Here is an 18337-nt window from a genome sequence, read left to right on the forward strand (position 1 = left end):
GTAGCCCGTTGGTCTACCGCTCCTTTCCCCACGGGCCAGGAGCCGCAACCTCTGCAGCCAGCATTCTGCGCAGACATCCCAGGCAACGGGAACGGACGGGCCCCAAACTTCCTTGTGAGATACCCAACTCTCCTGCGATTTCACGGTAGGTGAGGTCTCTTGGCGAAAGAAGTGCCTTCATGAGCTCGGGACAGCGTCCGGGCAATCGGGCGACCGCCGAGCGCAGGACCCGGTTCTGCTCGCCGTGCAGCAGGACGTCCTCCGGCTCGCTGCCCGCCTCCGTCGGCGCCCCGGTGTCGTAGGCGACCTCGCGGCGGGCGCGGCGCCGGGCGAGGCGGGCCTCGGCGCGTACCGCCCGGCGCAGCCAGCGGGCGGGTTCCGCCGGGTCGGCGGGGCGGGGGGAATCGGGCGAATCGGGGGCGCGCCGGTCGCGTTCCAGCAGCCTGACCCAGACGGCTTGTTCCAGGTCGGCCGCGTCCACTCCGGCGCCCGGCGCCTCGGCGGCGGCCTCGGCGGAGAGCAGCGGGCCCAGTCGGTTCAGGAGCTCGGGGTCCTTCAACAGGTCCATGCCGGGCGGGACGCGAAGGCCGTGCCCCGCGGTTTCCCCACCGGGCACGGCCCACTCGTACGGGAAGCTACGGTCAGCGGTTGACGGGGCGCCGGCCGGGGCGGAAGGCCTCCGCCGCCAGCAGGGCGGTGTCCGGGTTGTCGGTGAAGATGCCGTCGATGCCCTGTTCGAAGTAGGTCCGCAAGGCGCCGAACGCATCGCCGTACGCGGCCGGATCCGTGCCCTTGCGGTACTCGGCCGGCAGGAAGCTGTTCTCGTTGCGCGCGGTGTAGGGGTGCAGCACCAGCCCGCGCGCGTGGGCGTCCTTCACCAGGGTGGTCGGGGCGCCGAGCCGGCCCGCCGCGTCGCGCGGGATGACCAGGTCGAGGGTCGGGCCGATGCCCTGGGCGAAGCCCGCGATCCACTTCAGGCCCTCCGGCTTGACCAGGTCCGCGACCGTGCGCGGGTCCTTGGCCAGCTCGAAGTCCCAGGGGCGGGTTCCCGCGTCGGAGAGCAGGACCACCCTCGGCGCGGAGACCAGCCGGGCGAGCCGCTGCATGCTGGAGGGCTCGAAGGACTGGAGGAAGAGGGCCGCGTCGCGCCCGTCGCGCCCGTGGCGGCGCAGCAGCTTGGCGAGGGGCTCCTCCAGGCCGAGGCCGAGGGCACGGAAATAGCTGGGGTGCTTGGTCTCGACGTGCAGCCAGACCCGCTTGCCGCGCCGCTTGCCCTCGCGATCGGCCCAGCGCAGCACCTCCTCGAAGGTCGGCACCGCCCACCGGCCGTCGTAGAGCGTGTTCCGCTGGCGAACGGCGGGGATACGTTCCTTCGCGCGCAGGGTCTTCAGCTCGGCGAGGGTGAAGTCCTCGGTGAACCAGCCCGTGACCGAGACCCCGTCGATCGACTTGGTGGTGCGCCGGGCGGCGAATCGGGGGTGGGCGGCGACATCGGTGGTGCCGCCGATCTCGTTCTCGTGACGGCAGACCAGGTGGCCGTCCTTGGTGGGTACCAGGTCCTGCTCGATGACGTCGGCGCCCAGGTCCAGGGCGAGTTGGTAGGAGCCGAGGGTGTGCTCCGGCCGGTAACCACTGGCGCCGCGGTGGCCCACCACCGTGGGGACGGGAAGGTCCCGGTAGCCGCCGCCGTCGCCGTGCCCCGGGCCGGGGGCCGAGGCGGCAGCGGGTCCCGCCGAGAGTCCCGCCACGGCTCCGCCCGCCGCGAGGACGGCTGCTCCCAGTACCGTGCGCCGCGCTGCCCCACCCTGCGTCATCAATGCCACTCCTCATTCTGAAGGGGTCTGGTCTTTCCGAACGGGTCCGGTCTTCCTGAACGGATCCGGATTCCGAACGGGTCCGAGCGCCCGGGATCTCCGGTGTCCCGGCGTCTCGCGGCCCGCGATCGGCCTGGCGATCGTAGGCAGGAGCCGGTGTCCGGGAGGAGGGGACGGGCGGAACATGGCGCGAACGCGCGTCAACGCTGTGTATCCGATGTGTGAACCCGATGTGCGATCAGACCTGACCCGCGAGTATCGTCCTCACCTGCACTACCGCCGTGTGGTGGGTGCGAACCGCTTTTCGATGCCGGAGGGCCCCCGTTGTTCCGTACTGCGCTCATCAAAGCCACTGTCGGACCCGTCATGCGCCTGATGTTCCGCACCCGCGTGGAGGGCATCGAGAACATCCCGGGTTCCGGACCTGTGATTTTGGCGGGCAATCACCTCACCTTCATCGACTCCATGATCCTGCCGCTGGTGTGCGACCGCACGGTCCACTTCATCGGCAAGGACGAGTACGTGACGGGCAAGGGGTTCAAGGGCCGCCTCATGGCCTGGTTCTTCACCGGCTCCGGGATGATCCCCGTCGACCGGGACGGCGCCAACGGCGGGGTCGCGGCCCTGATGACCGGCCGCAGGATCCTCGAAGAGGGCAAGATCTTCGGCATCTACCCCGAGGGCACCCGCTCTCCCGACGGCCGGCTCTACCGCGGCCGCACCGGCATCGCCCGCCTGACCCTCATGACCGGCGCCCCCGTGGTGCCGTTCGCGGTGATCGGCACCGACAAGCTCCAGCCCGGCGGCGCCGGAATGCCGCGCCCCGGCCGGGTCACCGTCCGCTTCGGCGAGCCGATGGAGTTCTCCCGCTACGAGGGCATGGACCGCGACCGCTACGTGCTGCGCGCCGTCACCGACTCGGTGATGGCCGAGGTCATGCGGCTGTCGGGCCAGGAGTACGTCGACATGTACGCCACCAAGGCCAAGGAAGCGGCCTGATCACCGCGGTCTGATCACCTCCGTGTGATCAGCGCCTCTGATCACCGCCTCTGGTCACTGACGCTGGAGTGACCGGCTGACGCCCGCCGCCGTCGTGGTGGCCAGGACCCAGCCGGTCACGATCAGCAGGTACGACAGCCACTGGTGCCAGCCGCTGGGCGCGTAGGCCTGCTCCTGGCCGAAGCCGATGATCGGCAGCATCAGGTCGAGCGTGTAGAACAGCGGGTTGAAGTCCGGCGCCTCCCCCGCCTTCAGGGGGCGCGGCGGATGGATGCGGAAGGCGATGGTCCCGGTCAGCAGCAGCGCGGCCAGCCAGCCCGCCGCGCGCAGCGGCCGGAACCCGTACCCCACGGTGGTGTCCTGGAGCAGCCCCCACAGGCGCGTGTGCCGGGGCAGGGTGCGCCGGTGCCGGCGCAGCTTGGCGAGCTGTACGGTCCGGGCTGCCGCCTCGTCGCCCGCCGTACGGTAGGCCGCGGCGAGCTGCTCGTAGGCGTACGGCAGGTAGCCGGACTCCTCCCGCTCCAGCACGGGCAGCCGCTCCTCGGCGGGCAGGTGCGGGGCGAGGGTGCGGTAGGTCAGCCCGTCGATGCGGATGCGGTCCGGCCAGGTCTCGGGCGGCATGTGCAGCAGGTCGAACTGCGAGCGCCGCAGGTTCACCGCGCCTCGGAGCCGCTCGCAGGAGCGCAGCCACACCTCGCCGATCACCGAGCTGGAGGCGCGCAGGGCGACTCCGCCGGGGTTGACGAGCTGGGCGTAGGCGAAGTTGAGCTGGCCCGGGATGCGGGAGCCGGTGAGGTTGATCCGGCCCCGGGCCTCCATCCGCATGGCCCGCAGGTCGGTGCCGACGCTGACGGTCTCGGCGTGCAGGGCCGTGCCCTCGGGGGCGAGGAGGCGGGCGTCGTCGAGGTTGATCTGACCGCCCACGGTCGCTCCGTTGAGGCGCGTCTGGCCGTGGACGGTGAGTCCGAAGGCGATGACGTCGGTGCCGATGGTGGCGTGATTCAGCTGGAGCGGCGGCTCGTGCGTTGCGTCGGCGGCGCGGTCCGGGGTCCCGAGGACCGCGCCCTGAAGGAAGAGGCCGCCGGATATCTGGGCCCCGGCGAGACGGATCGGGCCCGTGACACGGCAGCACGACATCCGGAGCACCACCTCGACGCGCAAGGTGGCGGCGGTCAGGCCCGGCAGGAAGGACTCGGTGAGGACGAGGGCGCGCAACCGGGCGCCGTACAAGCCCGGCTTGTGTTCGAACCAGCAGGCCCGCATCCGCATCGGGGCTTCGATGGCGGCGTACTTGAGGTCGAGCCGACCGATGATCTTCGCGCCCTTGATCTTGAGACCGGCGACCTGGCCGGGCACGGAGGGGCTGTTGACGAGCAGGGCGCGGAGCACGTCGGCGCGGATGGTTCGCTCGGGCCCCCAGGAGGCTCCGTCCGCCGGGTCCTCGTCACGGCTCTCCCGGAAGTCGACACCGTGGCCGTGCGGGAAGGCGTCCCATACACGGCGTTCCGCCGGGGTCAGATCGGTGAACTCCATCGCCGGGATGGTGTCCCGCACTTGATCGAACTGTCAACTCCGTGTGGACACCGCCCTTTGTCAGGGCATCAGTGCTCGATCCCGTCCTGGAGCCGCTGCCCCTTCAGCAGGAACCAGGCGGCCACGGCGGTGGCCAGCAGCACGGCCGCGCCGACCCCCGAGGCCAGCCGCAGCCCGTCCACGAAGGCCTCCTGGGCGGCGCCCACCATCTGCGCGGCGGTGTGCGGATCCAGCGCCTTGGCCGCCTCGACGGCCCCACCGAGGGAATCGTGCGCGGCTTCGGCGACGGGTGCGGGCACCGTGGCCGGGGCGGTGAAACCCTGGTAGACGCCGGTGACGATGGAGCCGAGCAGGGCGATGCCGAGGGCGGCGCCCAGTTCGTAGGCCGTCTCGGAGACGGCGGATGCCGAACCGGCCTGCTCCTTGGGCACGCTGGAGAGGATGACGTCGGCGGTGACGGTGAAGGAGAAACCGGCGCCGAGGCCGACGACGAGCAGCGCGGCGCCGAGCAGCGGGTAGCCGCTCTCCTTGTGGATCACGGTGAGGGCGGCCAGGGCCAGGCCGATGGCGGCGAGGCCGCCGGCGACGAGGGACCGTACCGAGTACCTGCGGGCGTACTTGCCCGCGACCAGACCGGTGACCACCGCGCCCACGGCGGCGGGGAGTTCGGCCAGGCCGGCCTCCAGCGGCTGGCGGCCCTGGACGAGCTGGAGGAACTGGGAGAGGAAGAAGACCAGGCCGGAGAGGCCGAAGACCGTGAGCAGGTCGGCGAGGACCGCGCCGGAGAAGCCGCGGTGCTTGAAGAGCCGCATGTCGAGCAGCGGGGCGGGCAGCGTGAACTGGCGGCGTACGAAGGTGTACAGCGCGCCCGCGCCCAGGACCGCGGCGGCGCACGCCTCCCAGGACAGGCCGTGGGTGGCGAGTTCCTTGACGGCGTAGACGACGCCGATGACGCCCACGAGGGAGAGGCCGACGCTGAGCAGGTCCCAGGGGCCGGCGACCGGGTTCTTGGACTCCGGCAGCAGCTTGATGCCGACGACGACCAGGACGGCCATCACGGGGAGGTTGATGAGGAAGACCGAGCCCCAGTAGAAGTGCTGGAGCAGGGCTCCGCCGACGACCGGGCCGACGGCCGCGCCGGCGGAGGCGGTGGCGCCCCAGATGCCGATGGCGAGGCTGCGCTCCCTCGGGTCGTGGAAGATGTTCCGGATCAGCGCGAGGGTGGACGGCATCAGGGTCGCGCCGGCCACGCCGAGCAGGGCCCGGGCGACGATCATCATCTCGGGGCTGGTCGCGTAGGCGTTCAGGACCGAGACGGCGCCGAAGGCGGTGGCGCCGACCAGGAGCAGCTTCTTGCGGCCGACGCGGTCGCCGAGGGAGCCCATGGAGACGAGCAGGCCGGCGATGACGAAGGAGTAGATGTCGCCGATCCACAGCAGCTGGGTGCCGGACGGCTTGAGGTCCTCGCTGAGGGAGGGCGTGGCCAGGCCGAGTACCGTGGCGTCCACCGCGACCAGCAGGACGGCCAGGACGAGCACGGAGAGCGCGAGCCAGCGCCCGGGGCTCCTGCCCTCCGTCCCCTTCTGCCGGCTCAGCTGTTCGGTACCGCTCATCACTTCACACTCCGTCTTGCGCCACCGAGCAACAGCTCGGTGATCATGTACTGAAAGTCCTTGGCGGCGACCCGGCCGTCCATGACGGCCCAGGCGCAGGTGCCGATGAGGCCGTAGAGGGCCTCGGTGAGCCAGGCGGGGCTCAGGTCGATCCGGATGTCGCCCTCTTCCTGGCCGCGCCGGAAGAGGGCGCTGACGCGGGCGTCGAGCCGGGCCCATCCCTCGTTGACCTGGTCGCCCTCGAAGAGCTGGTTTTCGGTGACGAGGAAGGCGAGCAGCGGCCCGTCGGGCTCGGCCTCGGCGACGAGGCGCCTGAGCGCGTCGACCGCCGTGCCCTCGTCCAGGCGGGCGTTGTCGAAGGCCACCTCGAACTCCCGGATCCCCAGCTCTTCGAGGGCCCGTACGAGCGCGTCACGCCCGGCGAAGTGCCGGTGCAGGGTCGCCCGCCCGATCCCGGCGGCGCGGGCGACCTCGTCCATCGTGGCGGTCGACTTACGGGAGAGCAGCGCGGCCGCGTCGCGGAGCACCTGGTCACGGTCCATAGCCATGAGACAACCATACCCCGAATGAAACACTGCCGTCTCAAGAGATAAATGAGCTGCCTGCGGGCCACCGGAACGGAATCCCGCCCTGGCCGAACCACGGCCACGGCGCGCAGCTGCGCGCGCCGGCGGACTGGGCGGCGTGGGGCGGCGTACGCGCCGGGGGGGGGGACGCCGAAGGGGCGGCGCGGAACGGGTGCTCCGGCCGCCCCTTCGGGACACCGCCTGCTACTGCTTGTGGGCCGCCCAGGCGTGCTGGATGACCAGGTCGGCCTTGAGTTCGGTGAGCTGGACGGCGACCGCCGACGGGGCAGTGCCGCCGCGGCCGCTCCGCGAGGCCAGGGCGCCCTTGACGTTGAGCACGGTGCGGACCTCGGGGGTCAGGTGCTCCGAGATCTTCGCGAACTGGGCGTCCGTCAGCTCGTCGAGCTCGATGCCCTCGCCCTCGCAGACCTTGACGCACTCGCCGGCGACCTCGTGCGCCACCCGGAACGGCACGCCCTGCTTGACCAGCCACTCCGCGATGTCGGTGGCGAGCGAGAAGCCGGCCGGAGCCAGCTCCTCCATCCGCTCCCGGTTGACGGTGAGGGTCGCCATCATGCCGGTGAAGGCCGGCAGCAGGACCTCAAGGGTGTCGCAGGAGTCGAAGACCGGCTCCTTGTCCTCCTGGAGGTCCCGGTTGTAGGCCAGCGGCAGCGCCTTGAGAGTCGCGAGCAGGCCCGTGAGGTTGCCGATGAGGCGGCCCGACTTGCCGCGCGCCAGCTCCGCGATGTCCGGGTTCTTCTTCTGCGGCATGATCGACGAGCCGGTGGAGAAGGCGTCGTGCAGGGTCACGAAGGAGAACTCCTTCGTGTTCCAGATGATGATCTCCTCCGCGATCCGGGACAGGTTGATCCCGATCATCGCGGTGATGAAGGCGAACTCGGCGACGAAGTCACGCGAGGCCGTCCCGTCGATCGAGTTGCCGACCGAGCCCCGTTCGAAGCCCAGGTCGGCGGCGACCGCCTCGGGGTCCAGGCCCAGCGAGGAACCGGCCAGCGCGCCCGAGCCGTACGGGGAGACCGCGGTCCGGGTGTCCCACTGCCGCAGCCGCTCCGCGTCCCGCGACAGGGACTGCACGTGGGCCAGTACGTGGTGGGCGAAGAGCACCGGCTGCGCGTGCTGGAGGTGCGTGCGGCCCGGCATGGCCACGTCCGCGTGCGTCTCGGCGAGGCCGACGAGCGCGTCCTGGAGATCGGCGATCAGAGCGCCGATGATCCGGGCGTGGTCGCGCAGGTACATCCGGAAGAGGGTGGCCACCTGGTCGTTGCGGGACCGGCCGGCCCGCAGCTTGCCGCCGAGATCGGCGCCGAGCCGCTCCAGCAGCCCGCGCTCCAGCGCCGTGTGCACGTCCTCGTCGGCGATGCTGCCGGTGAAGGAGCCGTCGGCCACATCGGCTTCGAGCTGGTCGAGGCCGGCGATCATGCGGTCGAGTTCGTCGGCCGTGAGCAGCCCCGCCTTGTGGAGCGCGCGGGCGTGGGCGCGGGACCCGGCGATGTCGTACGGTGCCAGGCGCCAGTCGAAGTGGACCGACGCGGACAGCTTCGCGAGGGCCTCGGCGGGACCGTCGGCGAACCGGCCGCCCCAGAGCCGGACGTCACTCTTGTTGCTGCTCACAGCTACTGCTCCTCAGGACTGCATGGCTTCGGATGTGCAACAGCCTCCCCGGCGCGGAGGTAACGGGGAGGCCGTCTGTACGACGGGTGGGGATCAGACCAGGTCGCGACGGGCGGCGATCTTCGAGGACAGGCCGAAGATCTCGATGAAGCCCTGGGCCTTGGACTGGTCGAAGGTGTCGCCCGAGTCGTAGGTCGCCAGGTTGAAGTCGTACAGCGACTCGTCCGACTTCCGGCCGGTGACGACGGCGCGGCCGCCGTGCAGCGTCATCCGGATGTCACCGGTCACGTGCTGGTTGGCCTCGTTGATGAAGCCGTCCAGGGCGCGCTTGAGCGGGGAGAACCACAGGCCGTCGTAGACCATCTCGCCCCAGCGCTGCTCGACCTGCCGCTTGTAGCGGGCCAGCTCGCGCTCGACGGTGACGTTCTCCAGCTCCTGGTGCGCGGTGATCAGCGCGATCGCGCCCGGAGCCTCGTACACCTCACGGGACTTGATGCCGACGAGGCGGTCCTCGACCATGTCGATCCGGCCGATGCCCTGGGCGCCGGCGCGCTCGTTCAGCTGCTGGATGGCCTGGAGAACCGTGACGGGCCGGCCGTCGATGGCGACCGGGACGCCCTCCTTGAAGGAGATGACGACCTCGTCGGCCTCAACCGGGGTGGCCGGGTTCGAGGTGTACTCGTAGATGTCCTCGATCGGCGCGTTCCAGATGTCCTCCAGGAACCCCGTCTCGACGGCGCGTCCGAAGACGTTCTGGTCGATGGAGTACGGCGACTTCTTGGTGGTCGCGATCGGGAGGTTCTTCTCCTCGCAGAAGGCGATCGCCTTGTCGCGGGTCATCGCGTAGTCACGGACCGGGGCGATGCACTTCAGGTCGGGGCCGAGGGCGGCGATGCCCGCCTCGAAGCGGACCTGGTCGTTGCCCTTGCCGGTGCAACCGTGGGCCACGATCGAGGCGCCGTGCTTGTGGGCCGCGGCGACCAGGTGCTTGACGATGGCCGGCCGGGAAAGGGCCGAGACCAGCGGGTAGCGGTCCATGTAGAGGGCGTTGGCCTTGATCGCCGGGAGGCAGTACTCGTTGGCGAACTCGTCCTTGGCGTCCGCGACCTCGGCCTCGACCGCACCGCAGGCGAGGGCGCGCTTGCGGATGACGTCCAGGTCCTCGCCGCCCTGGCCGACGTCCACAGCGACGGCGATGACCTCGGCGCCCGTCTCCTCGGCGATCCAGCCGATGGCGACGGAGGTGTCCAAGCCGCCCGAGTAGGCGAGTACGACGCGCTCGGTCACGGGTTTCTCCTTACGGTGCATTCAGCGATAGGCATAACTATGCACTACTCCGTATGTTTCGTCAATCAAGCCTCTCGACGCTCGCCCGGCGGGGTCTTGGAACCTGTCCCGACGGCCCGCCTGCGCCGCCCTTGCCCCTTTTGCCCCGTACCGTCTGACATGTGCTGCGCATCGCTCTCGTCACCGGCTCGCTGATCGTCACCACCCTGCTGCCCCAGGGCCTCCCGAGCCGTCCCCCGCTGCCCGCCCGTCTCGCCGACACTGGCGGCGGCAGCCAGTTGATCACCGCCGTCGCGCCGGCGCCCGGGTCCACGACCGGGCGGGTGACCTGGTGGGACCGGCGGGCGGGGCGCTGGTTCGAGGCGGGGAGCGCGCCCGCCCGCTTCGGGGCGAACGGCCTGACGGAGGGCGCGACCCGTACGCAGGGCACCAGTACGACCCCGACGGGCCTGTACGACCTCCCGTACGCCTTCGGGATCCGGCGGGCGCCGGCCGGGACGGGGTACCGCTACCGCCGGGTGACCGACGGCTCGTGGTGGTGCCAGGACAACGCCTCCGGCAGCTACAACCGCTGGGTGGAGCCGCTGCCCGCGGACTGCGCGCCGGGCGAGGCCGAGCACCTGGTGACGTACGAGTCCCAGTACGCGCACGCACTGGTCATCGGCTTCAACTACGCGCGGCCCGAGCGCGGCCGGGGCGCGGGGATCTTCCTGCACGTCAACGGCAGGGGCGCGACGGCCGGCTGCGTGTCCGTACCGGAGCGGGCGATGCGGGCGATCCTGCGCTGGGCCGAACCCCGGCGCCGCCCGCACATCGCGGTCGGCACGGCGTCCGGGCCCCTGGCCGTCACGCGCTACTAGGTCCTGTCCGAGCGCCTTTGGGACGGCGCCCTGCTGAGCGGTGGTCAGCTCTCCTTCTGCGCCAGGCGCAGGAGGTGGTCGGCCAGGGCCTGGCCGCCCGCCGGGTCGCGGCTGATCAGCATCAGCGTGTCGTCGCCGGCGATCGTGCCGAGGATCTCCTGGAGCTCGGCCTGGTCGATCGCCGAGGCGAGGAACTGCGCCGCACCCGGCGGGGTGCGCAGGACCACGAGGTTCGCGGAGGCCTCCGCCGAGATCAGCAGTTCCCCGGAGAGGCGCCGCATGCGCTCCTCCTTCGCGGACTCGCCGAGCGGGGCCTGCGGGGTGCGGAAGCCGCCCTCGCTGGGCACCGCGTAGATCAGCTCGCCGCCGGTGTTGCGGATCTTCACCGCGCCCAGCTCGTCGAGGTCCCGGCTGAGCGTCGCCTGGGTGACGCTCAGCCCGTCGTCGGCGAGCAGCTTGGCCAGCTGGCTCTGGGAGCGGACCGGCTGCCGGTTGAGGATGTCCACGATCCGGCGGTGGCGGGCGGTGCGGGTCTGGGGGACGGCCTGGCCGCCGTGCTCGTTGTCCTGCGCCTGGCTCATCGTCGTCTCATTCTCCGGATCCGTCCCCGTTGGCTGCGTCGAGGATGCCGGGCAGGGCCCGGAGGAACGCGTCCGCCTCGGCCTCGGAGAGGACGTACGGAGGCATGAGCCGTACGACGTCGGGGGCGGGCGCGTTGACCAGGAAGCCGGCTTCCTGAGCCGCCTGCTGCACCTGGGGTGCGAGCGGCTCGGTCAGCACGATACCCAGCAGAAGACCCGCCCCACGGACATGGGAGACGAGCGCATGCCCGGAAGCTTCGATTCCGGAGCGCAGCCGCTCGCCGCGCGCCTTGACCTGGTCGAGCAGTCCTTCGGCGGCGATCGTGTCGATGACGGCGAGGCCGGCGGCGCAGGCGATCGGGTTCCCGCCGAAGGTCGTGCCGTGCTGGCCCGGCTGGAGCAGGTCGGCCGCGGCACCGAAGGCGACCACGGCGCCGATCGGCAGGCCGCCGCCCAGACCCTTCGCGAGCGTGACGAGATCGGGCTCCACGCCCTGGTGGGCCTGGTGCTCGAACCACTGGCCGCACCGACCGATGCCGGTCTGCACCTCGTCGAGGACGAGCAGGGTGCCGGTGGCCCGGGTGATCTCGCGGGCGGCCTTCAGGTACCCGGCGGGCGGTACGACGACGCCGTTCTCGCCCTGGATCGGCTCGACGACGAGGAGCGCGGTCTCCGTGGTGACGGCGGCCCGCAGGGCCTCGATGTCGCCGAACGGGACGTGGGTGACCTCACCCGGCAGCGGCCGGAAGGGGCCCTGCTTCTTCGGCTGGCCGGTGAGGGCGAGGGCGCCCATGGTCCGGCCGTGGAAGCCGCCCTCGGTGGCGACCATGTGGGTCCGCCCGGTCAGCCGGCCGATCTTGAAGGCTCCTTCGACGGCCTCGGCGCCGGAGTTGCAGAAGAAAACCTTGCCGGGACGGCCGAAGAGCTGGAGCAGCCGCTCGCCGAGCGCGAGGACGGGCTCGGAGGCGTAGAGGTTCGAGACGTGGCCGAGGGTCGAGATCTGTCCGGTCACGGCCGCGACGATCGCCGGGTGGGCGTGACCGAGGGCGTTGACCGCGATGCCGCCGACGAAGTCGGTGTACTGCTTGCCGTCCGCGTCCCATACCCGGGCGCCTTCGCCGCGTACGAGGGCCAGCGCGGGGGTCCCGTAGTTGTTGGTCAGCGCCGCCTGCCAGCGGGCGCCGTACTCCTGATTGCCGCTGCCCGTCGTCATGCCGCTCCCCCTTGCTGCCCGTCGGGCACGACCATCGTGCCGATTCCCTCGTCGGTGAAGATCTCCAGCAAGATCGAGTGCTGGACGCGCCCGTCGATCACGCGGGCAGTGCTGACGCCGCCGCGCACCGCGTGCAGGCAGCCCTCCATCTTGGGCACCATGCCACTGGACAGGTCGGGCAGCAGCTTCTCCAGCTCGCTGACGGTGAGCCGGCTGATGACCTCGTCGCTGTTGGGCCAGTCCGCGTACAGGCCCTCGACGTCGGTGAGGACCATCAGCGTCTCGGCGCCGAGCGCGGCGGCGAGCGCCGCGGCCGCCGTGTCGGCGTTCACGTTGTACACGGAGTGGTCGTCGGCGCTGCGCGCGATGGAGGAGATGACCGGGATCCGGCCGTCCGCCAGCAGCGCCTCGATCGCGCCCGTGTCGATGGCGGTGATCTCGCCGACCCGCCCGATGTCGACGAGCTCGCCGTCGATCTCGGGGGTGTGCTTGGTCGCGGTGATGGTGTGGGCGTCCTCGCCCGTCATGCCGACGGCGAGCGGCCCGTGCTGGTTGAGCAGCCCGACGAGTTCGCGCTGGACCTGGCCCGCCAGGACCATCCGTACGACGTCCATGGCCTGCGGAGTCGTGACGCGAAGGCCCGCCTTGAACTCGCTGACCAGGCCCTGCTTGTCGAGCTGCGCGTTGATCTGGGGGCCGCCGCCGTGCACCACGACCGGCTTGAGACCCGCCTGGCGCAGGAAGACGACGTCCTGCGCGAAAGCGGCCTTGAGGTCCTCGTCGATCATGGCGTTGCCGCCGAACTTGATGACGACGACCTTGCCGTTGTGGCGGGTGAGCCAGGGCAGGGCCTCGATGAGGATCTGCGCCTTGGGCAGGGCGGTGTGCTTGCGGGCGGTGCCGCCGGTGGTGCCGGGCTGTCCGGCCTTGTCGGCGCTCATGAGGAGTACGCGCTGTTCTCGTGGACGTACTCGGCGGTCAGGTCGTTGGCCCAGATGACGGCGGACTCGCCGCCGGTGGCCAGGTCGGCGGTGATGTGGACCTCGCGGTCCTTCATCGAGACCAGGTCGCGGTCCTCGCCGACCGAGCCGTTCCTGCACACCCAGACGCCGTTGATGGCGACATTGAGCCGGTCCGGGTCGAAGGCGGCCTTGGTGGTGCCGATGGCGGACAGCACCCGGCCCCAGTTCGGGTCCTCGCCGTGGATGGCGCACTTGAGCAGGTTGTTGCGGGCGATGGACCGGCCGACCTCGACCGCGTCGTCCTCGCTCGCCGCGCCGATGACCTCGATGCGGATGTCCTTGCTGGCGCCCTCCGCATCGCCGATCAGCTGGCGGGCGAGGTCGTCGCAGACGGTCCGTACGGCCTCCGCGAACTCCTCGTACGCCGGCACCTCGCCGGACGCCCCGGAGGCCAGCAGCAGCACCGTGTCGTTGGTCGACATGCAGCCGTCGGAGTCGACCCGGTCGAAGGTGGTGCGGGTGGCCGAGCGCAGCGCCCGGTCGAGGGTGGCGCTGTCCAGGTCGGCGTCGGTGGTGAGGACGACGAGCATGGTGGCCAGCCCCGGGGCGAGCATGCCGGCGCCCTTGGCCATGCCGCCGACGGTCCAGCCGCCGCGGGTGACGGCGGCCGTCTTGTGCACGGTGTCGGTGGTCTTGATCGCGACGGCGGCGGCCTCGCCGCCGTCCGCGGACAGGGCGGCCACGGCGGTCTCGATGCCCGGCAGCAGCTTGCCCATGGGAAGCAGGACGCCGATCAGGCCGGTGGACGCGACCGCGATCTCCCCGGCGCTGTACTCCTCACCGAGACCGCGCTGGTTCAGGACGCCCGCCACCCTCTCGGCGGTGGCGTGGGTGTCCTGGAAGCCCTTGGGGCCGGTGCAGGCGTTGGCGCCGCCGGAGTTCAGGACGACCGCGCTGACCGTGCCGCCCCGCAGGACCTGCTCGGACCAGTGCACGGGCGCGGCCTTGACGCGGTTGGAGGTGAAGACGCCCGCGGCGGCCAGACGCGGCCCGTTGTTGACCACGAGGGCCAGGTCGGGGTTGCCGTTTGCCTTGATTCCGGCGGCGATGCCCGCCGCCGTGAATCCCTGTGCTGCCGTGACGCTCACGGTGCGACTCCGATCGTGGAAAGCCCGAGCTGCTCGGGGAGCCCGAGGGCGATGTTCATGCTCTGCACCGCGCCGCCGGCGGTGCCCTTGGTGAGGTTGTCGATGACGCTGATGGCGATGATCCGCTGCGCGGCCTCGTCGAACGCGACCTGGATCTGAACGGCGTTGGAACCGTAGACGGACGCCGTCGCCGGCCACTGGCCCTCGGGGAGCAGGTGGACGAAGGGCTCGTCCGCGTACGCCTTCTCGTACGCGGCGCGGACCGACTCGGCGGTGGTGCCGGGGAGCGCCTTGGCCGAGCAGGTGGCGAGGATGCCGCGGGCCATGGGCGCGAGGGTCGGTGTGAAGGAGACGGAGACCCGCCGGCCCGCGAGCGGGCTGAGGTTCTGGATCATCTCGGGGATGTGCCGGTGCCCGCCGCCGACGCCGTACGGGCTCATGGAGCCCATGACCTCGGAGCCGAGCAGATGCGGCTTGAGCGCCTTGCCCGCGCCGGAGGTGCCGGTGGCGGCGACGATCACGGCCTCGGGCTCGGCGAGCCGCGCCGCGTAGGCGGGGAAGAGCGCGAGGGAGACGGCGGTGGGGTAGCAGCCGGGAACCGCGATGCGCCGGGAGCCCGCCAGCGCGGCGCGGCCGCCCGGCAGCTCGGGGAGGCCGTAGGGCCAGGTCCCGGCGTGCGGGGCGCCGTAGAACCGGTCCCAGTCGGCGGAGTCCTTGAGCCGGTGGTCGGCGCCCATGTCGACGACGAGGACGTCCTCGCCGAGCTGAGCGGCGACGGCGGCGGACTGGCCGTGCGGCAGCGCGAGGAACACGACGTCATGGCCGGCCAGGACCTCGGGGGTGGTGGCCTCCAGGGTCCGCCCCGCGAGCGGCAGGAGGTGCGGTTGCAGGGGGCCGAAGGGCTGTCCGGCGTTGGAGTGGCCGGTCAGCGCGCCGATCTCCACCTCGGGGTGCGAGAGCAGCAGGCGCAGGACTTCCCCGCCCGCGTACCCGCTCGCTCCGGCCACCGCTACACGTACCACCATCGGAACCCTCCTCATCGATGGCATGACTATACGTATCTACGCAGTTTTATGCAAAGAGCCGCTCGTTCCGCCGGCTCATCAACCATGCCGACTGCGGCTCCTGCCGAGGGCCGAAACATCGGGGCGACCTTCGCCGGTCTCCCGGCAGCCGAGGACACTGGCTGACCTGACCGAGGACCAGCGGGAGCGGGCCCGGCTGAGGGCTGCACATGACCCGACCCGACCCGCGCGCGTACGGCCCGACGCGCCGCCGGCTCGCACCGGCGCATACCCGCGAGAGCGGCGCATCCCCCGCGACGGCACATCCCCGCCACTTCCCGACCGCCCCCGGCCCCGCAAGCGGCCCGAGACCACGGATCCGGCCACACCGGACGTCCCACGCCGCCGGGGACAGGCCGGTCCACCCCTCGCCGAAAAGGCGATCCCCGCAGGTAGAAAGGAGGTTGTCCGATTTTCATCCCATGGCCATTTCCCCTCGATGATCATCTTGCACCGGCCGCGTAGTTTCACCGTGCAACGGAAAAATCTTCATTTCCGCGACTCAGGGAGGCCTCAGGTACATGTCGGAGAAAAGCGCGAAGAGTGATGTGGGCAAGGCTTATATCAACGACGTGTTCATGCGCCACCCGCTCACCGCACGGAACCAGGACGAGCTCGAAATCCCGTCCAAGGCCGAAGCCATCCTGGAGCGGAACAAGCAGCGGGGCGCGCTGAAGAGGACCCCCGAAGGAGGGGGAGCGCCGATCAGCCCCATCGGGTTCTCGTTGAACAAGAAGCGCTACGGCGAGTTTCCCGAGGACGAGAAGACGGCGCAGGAGCGCGGGTGGCGCGCGTTCATGAACATGGGCGTGCCCGTCGTCGAAGAGCGGAGCGACATCACGCAGCCCCCGCCCGACATGATCTCCAAGCAGACGTACATCAACGGAACCGACCCCGTCAAAATAACCGTGACGGACACGGTCGAATTCTCCATCTCGAACACCGTCAGCTGGTCGCTCCAAGGCGAGGTGAAGCTCACCTTCGGGGCGAAATCCATCGCATCGCTGCAGCAGGAGATGCAGAAGAGCATGGCGATGCAGCAGTACCAGAAGACCACCCTCAAGAACAGCAAGGACAATCAGGGCGTCGACCAGGAGACCCAGACGGAGGCGACGAGCACGACGACGGCCACGACTACCGCCACGGGCACCGGTGAGCTGTGGGCGGACCTGCTGCTTGGCGTCACCGCCTCCGTCAGCGGTTCGCTGACCACCGAATGGAAACACCAGTCGTCGGTCAGCCTGGAAGTGATGAGCCGGGCGGACGTCATGGCCACGACCCGCCGCCAGGTGAGGCAGTTCGACTACGAATTCCCGGTCACCTTCGGCGGTTGGGTCGCCTTGTACTACCCGCAGCCGGTGGAGGTCAGGGGAACTCCCCCGCAGGCCAAGGAGCCGAAGTACTCCCGGGTCGTCGCATGGAAACTCGGCGACTCCGTCGAGGACCGCAGCAACTTCGACCTGGCCGATGAAGGCAAGAGGTTCATGCAGAAGGGGTCGGCCGAAATCGTGGCCGTCCGCACCGGGGAACACCGGGTCTTCCAGCCCGAGACACTCGACTACGAGAGCCAGAAACAGCCTCTCTGAAAAGGCGATCACCCACCGGGCAGGCCAGAACAGCCACATCAGGAGGAACTCTCGTGTCATTCGGAAACATCTTCGACGGCGGCGGCAGCGGAGCCGACTCCGCCAAACAGTCCGCTGAAGCGCTCAACAAGGACACCCCCGGGGTCGGTGACGTCTCGGAAGCCGTCCGCAAAATGGAGAGTGAGCGCGACCCGTGGCTCGTGCGCCAGACGGCGCACGGGGCGTTCGACGTCATGGGTTTCCTCAATCCCCTCTTGCAGAAATTCCACGACGCGTCCGCCGATCAGCGTCAGGTCTCCGAGGACCCCGGTTCGACGTCCGCCATGGCCTCGTCGGCCCTGAAGGCGGCCGGACCGCCGAAGGTGAGCATCGGCGAGGACGACATGCCGAAGCTCGAAGACCTGGCGAAGCTCATGGCCACCAGGCGGAGCTTCGCCCTCATCGCGACGGGCCTGGGCACGTCCGAGGGCCTCGCGGTGGACCCGTCGCAGAACACGGCGTACGTCGCCGACCGGGGCGGCCAGAAGCTGTCCGCGGTGAGGATCGCCACCGGCGGGCAGCGCGTGGTCGCGAGCAGCCTGGGCGCCATAAGCGATGTGAAGCTGGACCGGAAGGGCAAGGCCTACACCACCGACTACGGCGCCGCGCGCCTGCTCGCGGTGGACCTGTCCACCGGCACCTCCAGCACGGTCGCCAGTGTCCCGGGCGCGTACGGTCTCGCGCTGGACGGAGCGGGCAAGGCCTACGTCGTCAGCCACAGCGAGGGGAAGCTGATCGCGGTCGACCTGCAGAACGGGCAGAAGACCACGGTCGCCACCGGCCTGCCGGTCGGCGTCTCCGCAGTGGCGCTGGACGGCAAGGGCAAGGCGTACGTCGGTCAGAAGGACCACGGCGGCAACCTGTACGAGGTCAACCTGGCCGACGGCGCGAAGCGCCTCGTGACCAACCTCCCCGGGGCGAGCACCATTCGCGTGGAACTCACGGGCGACGGCAAGGCGTTCACCATCGACCACCTGAACGGCCGCCTGTACGAGATCACCCTGGCCGACGGCTCGCAGCGCGTGGTGGCCAGCGGCCTGGCGACCTGCGAAGGCCTCGCACTGGACACCGCCAACGGCCAGATCTACGTCAGCAACCGTGAGACCCAGCTCTGGCAGATCACCCAACGCGACACCCAGCCCATGGGCGGCGTCGGCAAGGTCGCGGCGTAGGGCGTCCTTCACGGCCGGGCGGGCATGCTCCTGGATGAGGGCAGCAACAGCCCTGTTGCTGCCATGACGTCGGACCACCTCTCCACGACACTCACCCACAGTGAACGTCCACCGTCATGATCCGCAAACTGAAGTTCTCGGTCACAGGACGGGCGTTTCCCGTGCGCGGCGGCCCCTTCGTGGGCGACGGTGGGGTCCCGCCCCGGTGTCGGCGGTCGCGCGCGTGCGGTCCCGGCTTCGCGGCGATCCGTTCGCCGGACCCGCCGAC

At 70.6% G+C, this 18337-nt stretch carries 16 protein-coding genes; 4 read left to right on the forward strand and 12 right to left on the reverse strand.

Translation table 11 applies throughout. The features are described from left to right. Window positions 1–13: 13 nt before the first annotated feature. Both ABZX75_RS18730 and ABZX75_RS18735 read right to left on the reverse strand, forming a co-directional pair. Window positions 14–568: a sigma-70 family RNA polymerase sigma factor gene (locus tag ABZX75_RS18730; protein ID WP_355411746.1), complete on the reverse strand. Its 555-nt coding sequence runs from the start codon at window positions 566–568 to the stop codon at window positions 14–16. A 73-nt stretch (window positions 569–641) separates the two neighbouring features. Next, window positions 642–1814, reverse strand: a complete 1173-nt coding sequence (locus ABZX75_RS18735) for a glycerophosphodiester phosphodiesterase (protein WP_355411748.1) — start codon at window positions 1812–1814, stop codon at window positions 642–644. A 366-nt stretch (window positions 1815–2180) separates the two neighbouring features. On the opposite strand from ABZX75_RS18735, the gene ABZX75_RS18740 reads away from it, so the two are divergent. Next, window positions 2181–2813, forward strand: a complete 633-nt coding sequence (locus ABZX75_RS18740) for a lysophospholipid acyltransferase family protein (protein ID WP_355411750.1) — start codon at window positions 2181–2183, stop codon at window positions 2811–2813. A 54-nt stretch (window positions 2814–2867) separates the two neighbouring features. On the opposite strand, the gene ABZX75_RS18745 is transcribed toward ABZX75_RS18740, so the two are convergent. The 5 genes from ABZX75_RS18745 to ABZX75_RS18765 form a co-directional block, all read right to left on the reverse strand. Then, window positions 2868–4346, reverse strand: a complete 1479-nt coding sequence (locus ABZX75_RS18745) for a membrane-associated oxidoreductase (protein ID WP_355411752.1) — start codon at window positions 4344–4346, stop codon at window positions 2868–2870. Between the two features lie 68 nt (window positions 4347–4414). Then, window positions 4415–5959, reverse strand: a complete 1545-nt coding sequence (locus ABZX75_RS18750) for an MFS transporter (protein ID WP_355411754.1) — start codon at window positions 5957–5959, stop codon at window positions 4415–4417. After that, window positions 5959–6507, reverse strand: a complete 549-nt coding sequence (locus ABZX75_RS18755; RefSeq protein ID WP_355411756.1) for a helix-turn-helix domain-containing protein — start codon at window positions 6505–6507, stop codon at window positions 5959–5961. Before ABZX75_RS18755 ends, ABZX75_RS18750 begins: the two co-directional genes overlap by 1 nt. 222 nt (window positions 6508–6729) lie before the next feature. After that, a complete protein-coding gene (gene argH, locus ABZX75_RS18760; RefSeq protein WP_355411758.1) occupies window positions 6730–8157 on the reverse strand; it encodes an argininosuccinate lyase in 1428 nt (475 codons plus the stop codon). 93 nt (window positions 8158–8250) lie between these two features. Continuing rightward, entirely contained in the window at window positions 8251–9444 is a 1194-nt protein-coding gene (locus tag ABZX75_RS18765) for an argininosuccinate synthase (RefSeq protein ID WP_355411760.1), read from the reverse strand. Window positions 9445–9635: 191 nt separating this feature from the next. On the opposite strand from ABZX75_RS18765, the gene ABZX75_RS18770 reads away from it, so the two are divergent. Continuing rightward, a complete protein-coding gene (locus tag ABZX75_RS18770; protein ID WP_355411829.1) occupies window positions 9636–10304 on the forward strand; it encodes a L,D-transpeptidase family protein in 669 nt (222 codons plus the stop codon). Between the two features lie 44 nt (window positions 10305–10348). Here ABZX75_RS18770 and ABZX75_RS18775 read toward each other — a convergent pair whose 3' ends face one another. From ABZX75_RS18775 to argC, 5 genes are read right to left on the reverse strand one after another with little or no spacing between them, the layout of a single operon-like run. Further along, window positions 10349–10885: an arginine repressor gene (locus ABZX75_RS18775; RefSeq protein ID WP_355411762.1), complete on the reverse strand. Its 537-nt coding sequence runs from the start codon at window positions 10883–10885 to the stop codon at window positions 10349–10351. 7 nt (window positions 10886–10892) lie between these two features. Further along, window positions 10893–12098: an acetylornithine transaminase gene (locus ABZX75_RS18780; protein ID WP_355411764.1), complete on the reverse strand. Its 1206-nt coding sequence runs from the start codon at window positions 12096–12098 to the stop codon at window positions 10893–10895. Continuing rightward, entirely contained in the window at window positions 12095–13039 is a 945-nt protein-coding gene (gene argB / locus ABZX75_RS18785) for an acetylglutamate kinase (RefSeq protein ID WP_355411766.1), read from the reverse strand. Before argB ends, ABZX75_RS18780 begins: the two co-directional genes overlap by 4 nt. Beyond that, window positions 13036–14208 carry a bifunctional glutamate N-acetyltransferase/amino-acid acetyltransferase ArgJ gene (gene argJ / locus ABZX75_RS18790; protein WP_355411768.1) on the reverse strand — a complete coding sequence of 391 codons (1173 nt, stop codon included), beginning with the start codon at window positions 14206–14208 and terminating at the stop codon, window positions 13036–13038. Before argJ ends, argB begins: the two co-directional genes overlap by 4 nt. Further along, the gene (gene argC, locus ABZX75_RS18795) at window positions 14205–15233 is read right to left on the reverse strand and encodes an N-acetyl-gamma-glutamyl-phosphate reductase (protein WP_355411770.1); all 1029 of its coding nucleotides are present in this window, start codon (window positions 15231–15233) and stop codon (window positions 14205–14207) included. Before argC ends, argJ begins: the two co-directional genes overlap by 4 nt. A 560-nt stretch (window positions 15234–15793) precedes the next feature. On the opposite strand from argC, the gene ABZX75_RS18800 reads away from it, so the two are divergent. Together ABZX75_RS18800 and ABZX75_RS18805 are read left to right on the forward strand one after the other, a co-directional pair. Continuing rightward, the gene (locus ABZX75_RS18800) at window positions 15794–16858 is read left to right on the forward strand and encodes a gluconolaconase (protein ID WP_355411772.1); all 1065 of its coding nucleotides are present in this window, start codon (window positions 15794–15796) and stop codon (window positions 16856–16858) included. A 53-nt stretch (window positions 16859–16911) separates the two neighbouring features. Further along, window positions 16912–18069, forward strand: coding sequence for a hypothetical protein (locus ABZX75_RS18805; RefSeq protein ID WP_355411774.1), 1158 nt, complete (start codon window positions 16912–16914; stop codon window positions 18067–18069). Window positions 18070–18337 lie beyond the last annotated feature (268 nt).

The sequence above is a fragment of the Streptomyces sp. NPDC003038 genome, assembly GCF_040611115.1.
Taxonomy (GTDB): Bacteria; Actinomycetota; Actinomycetes; order Streptomycetales; family Streptomycetaceae; genus Streptomyces.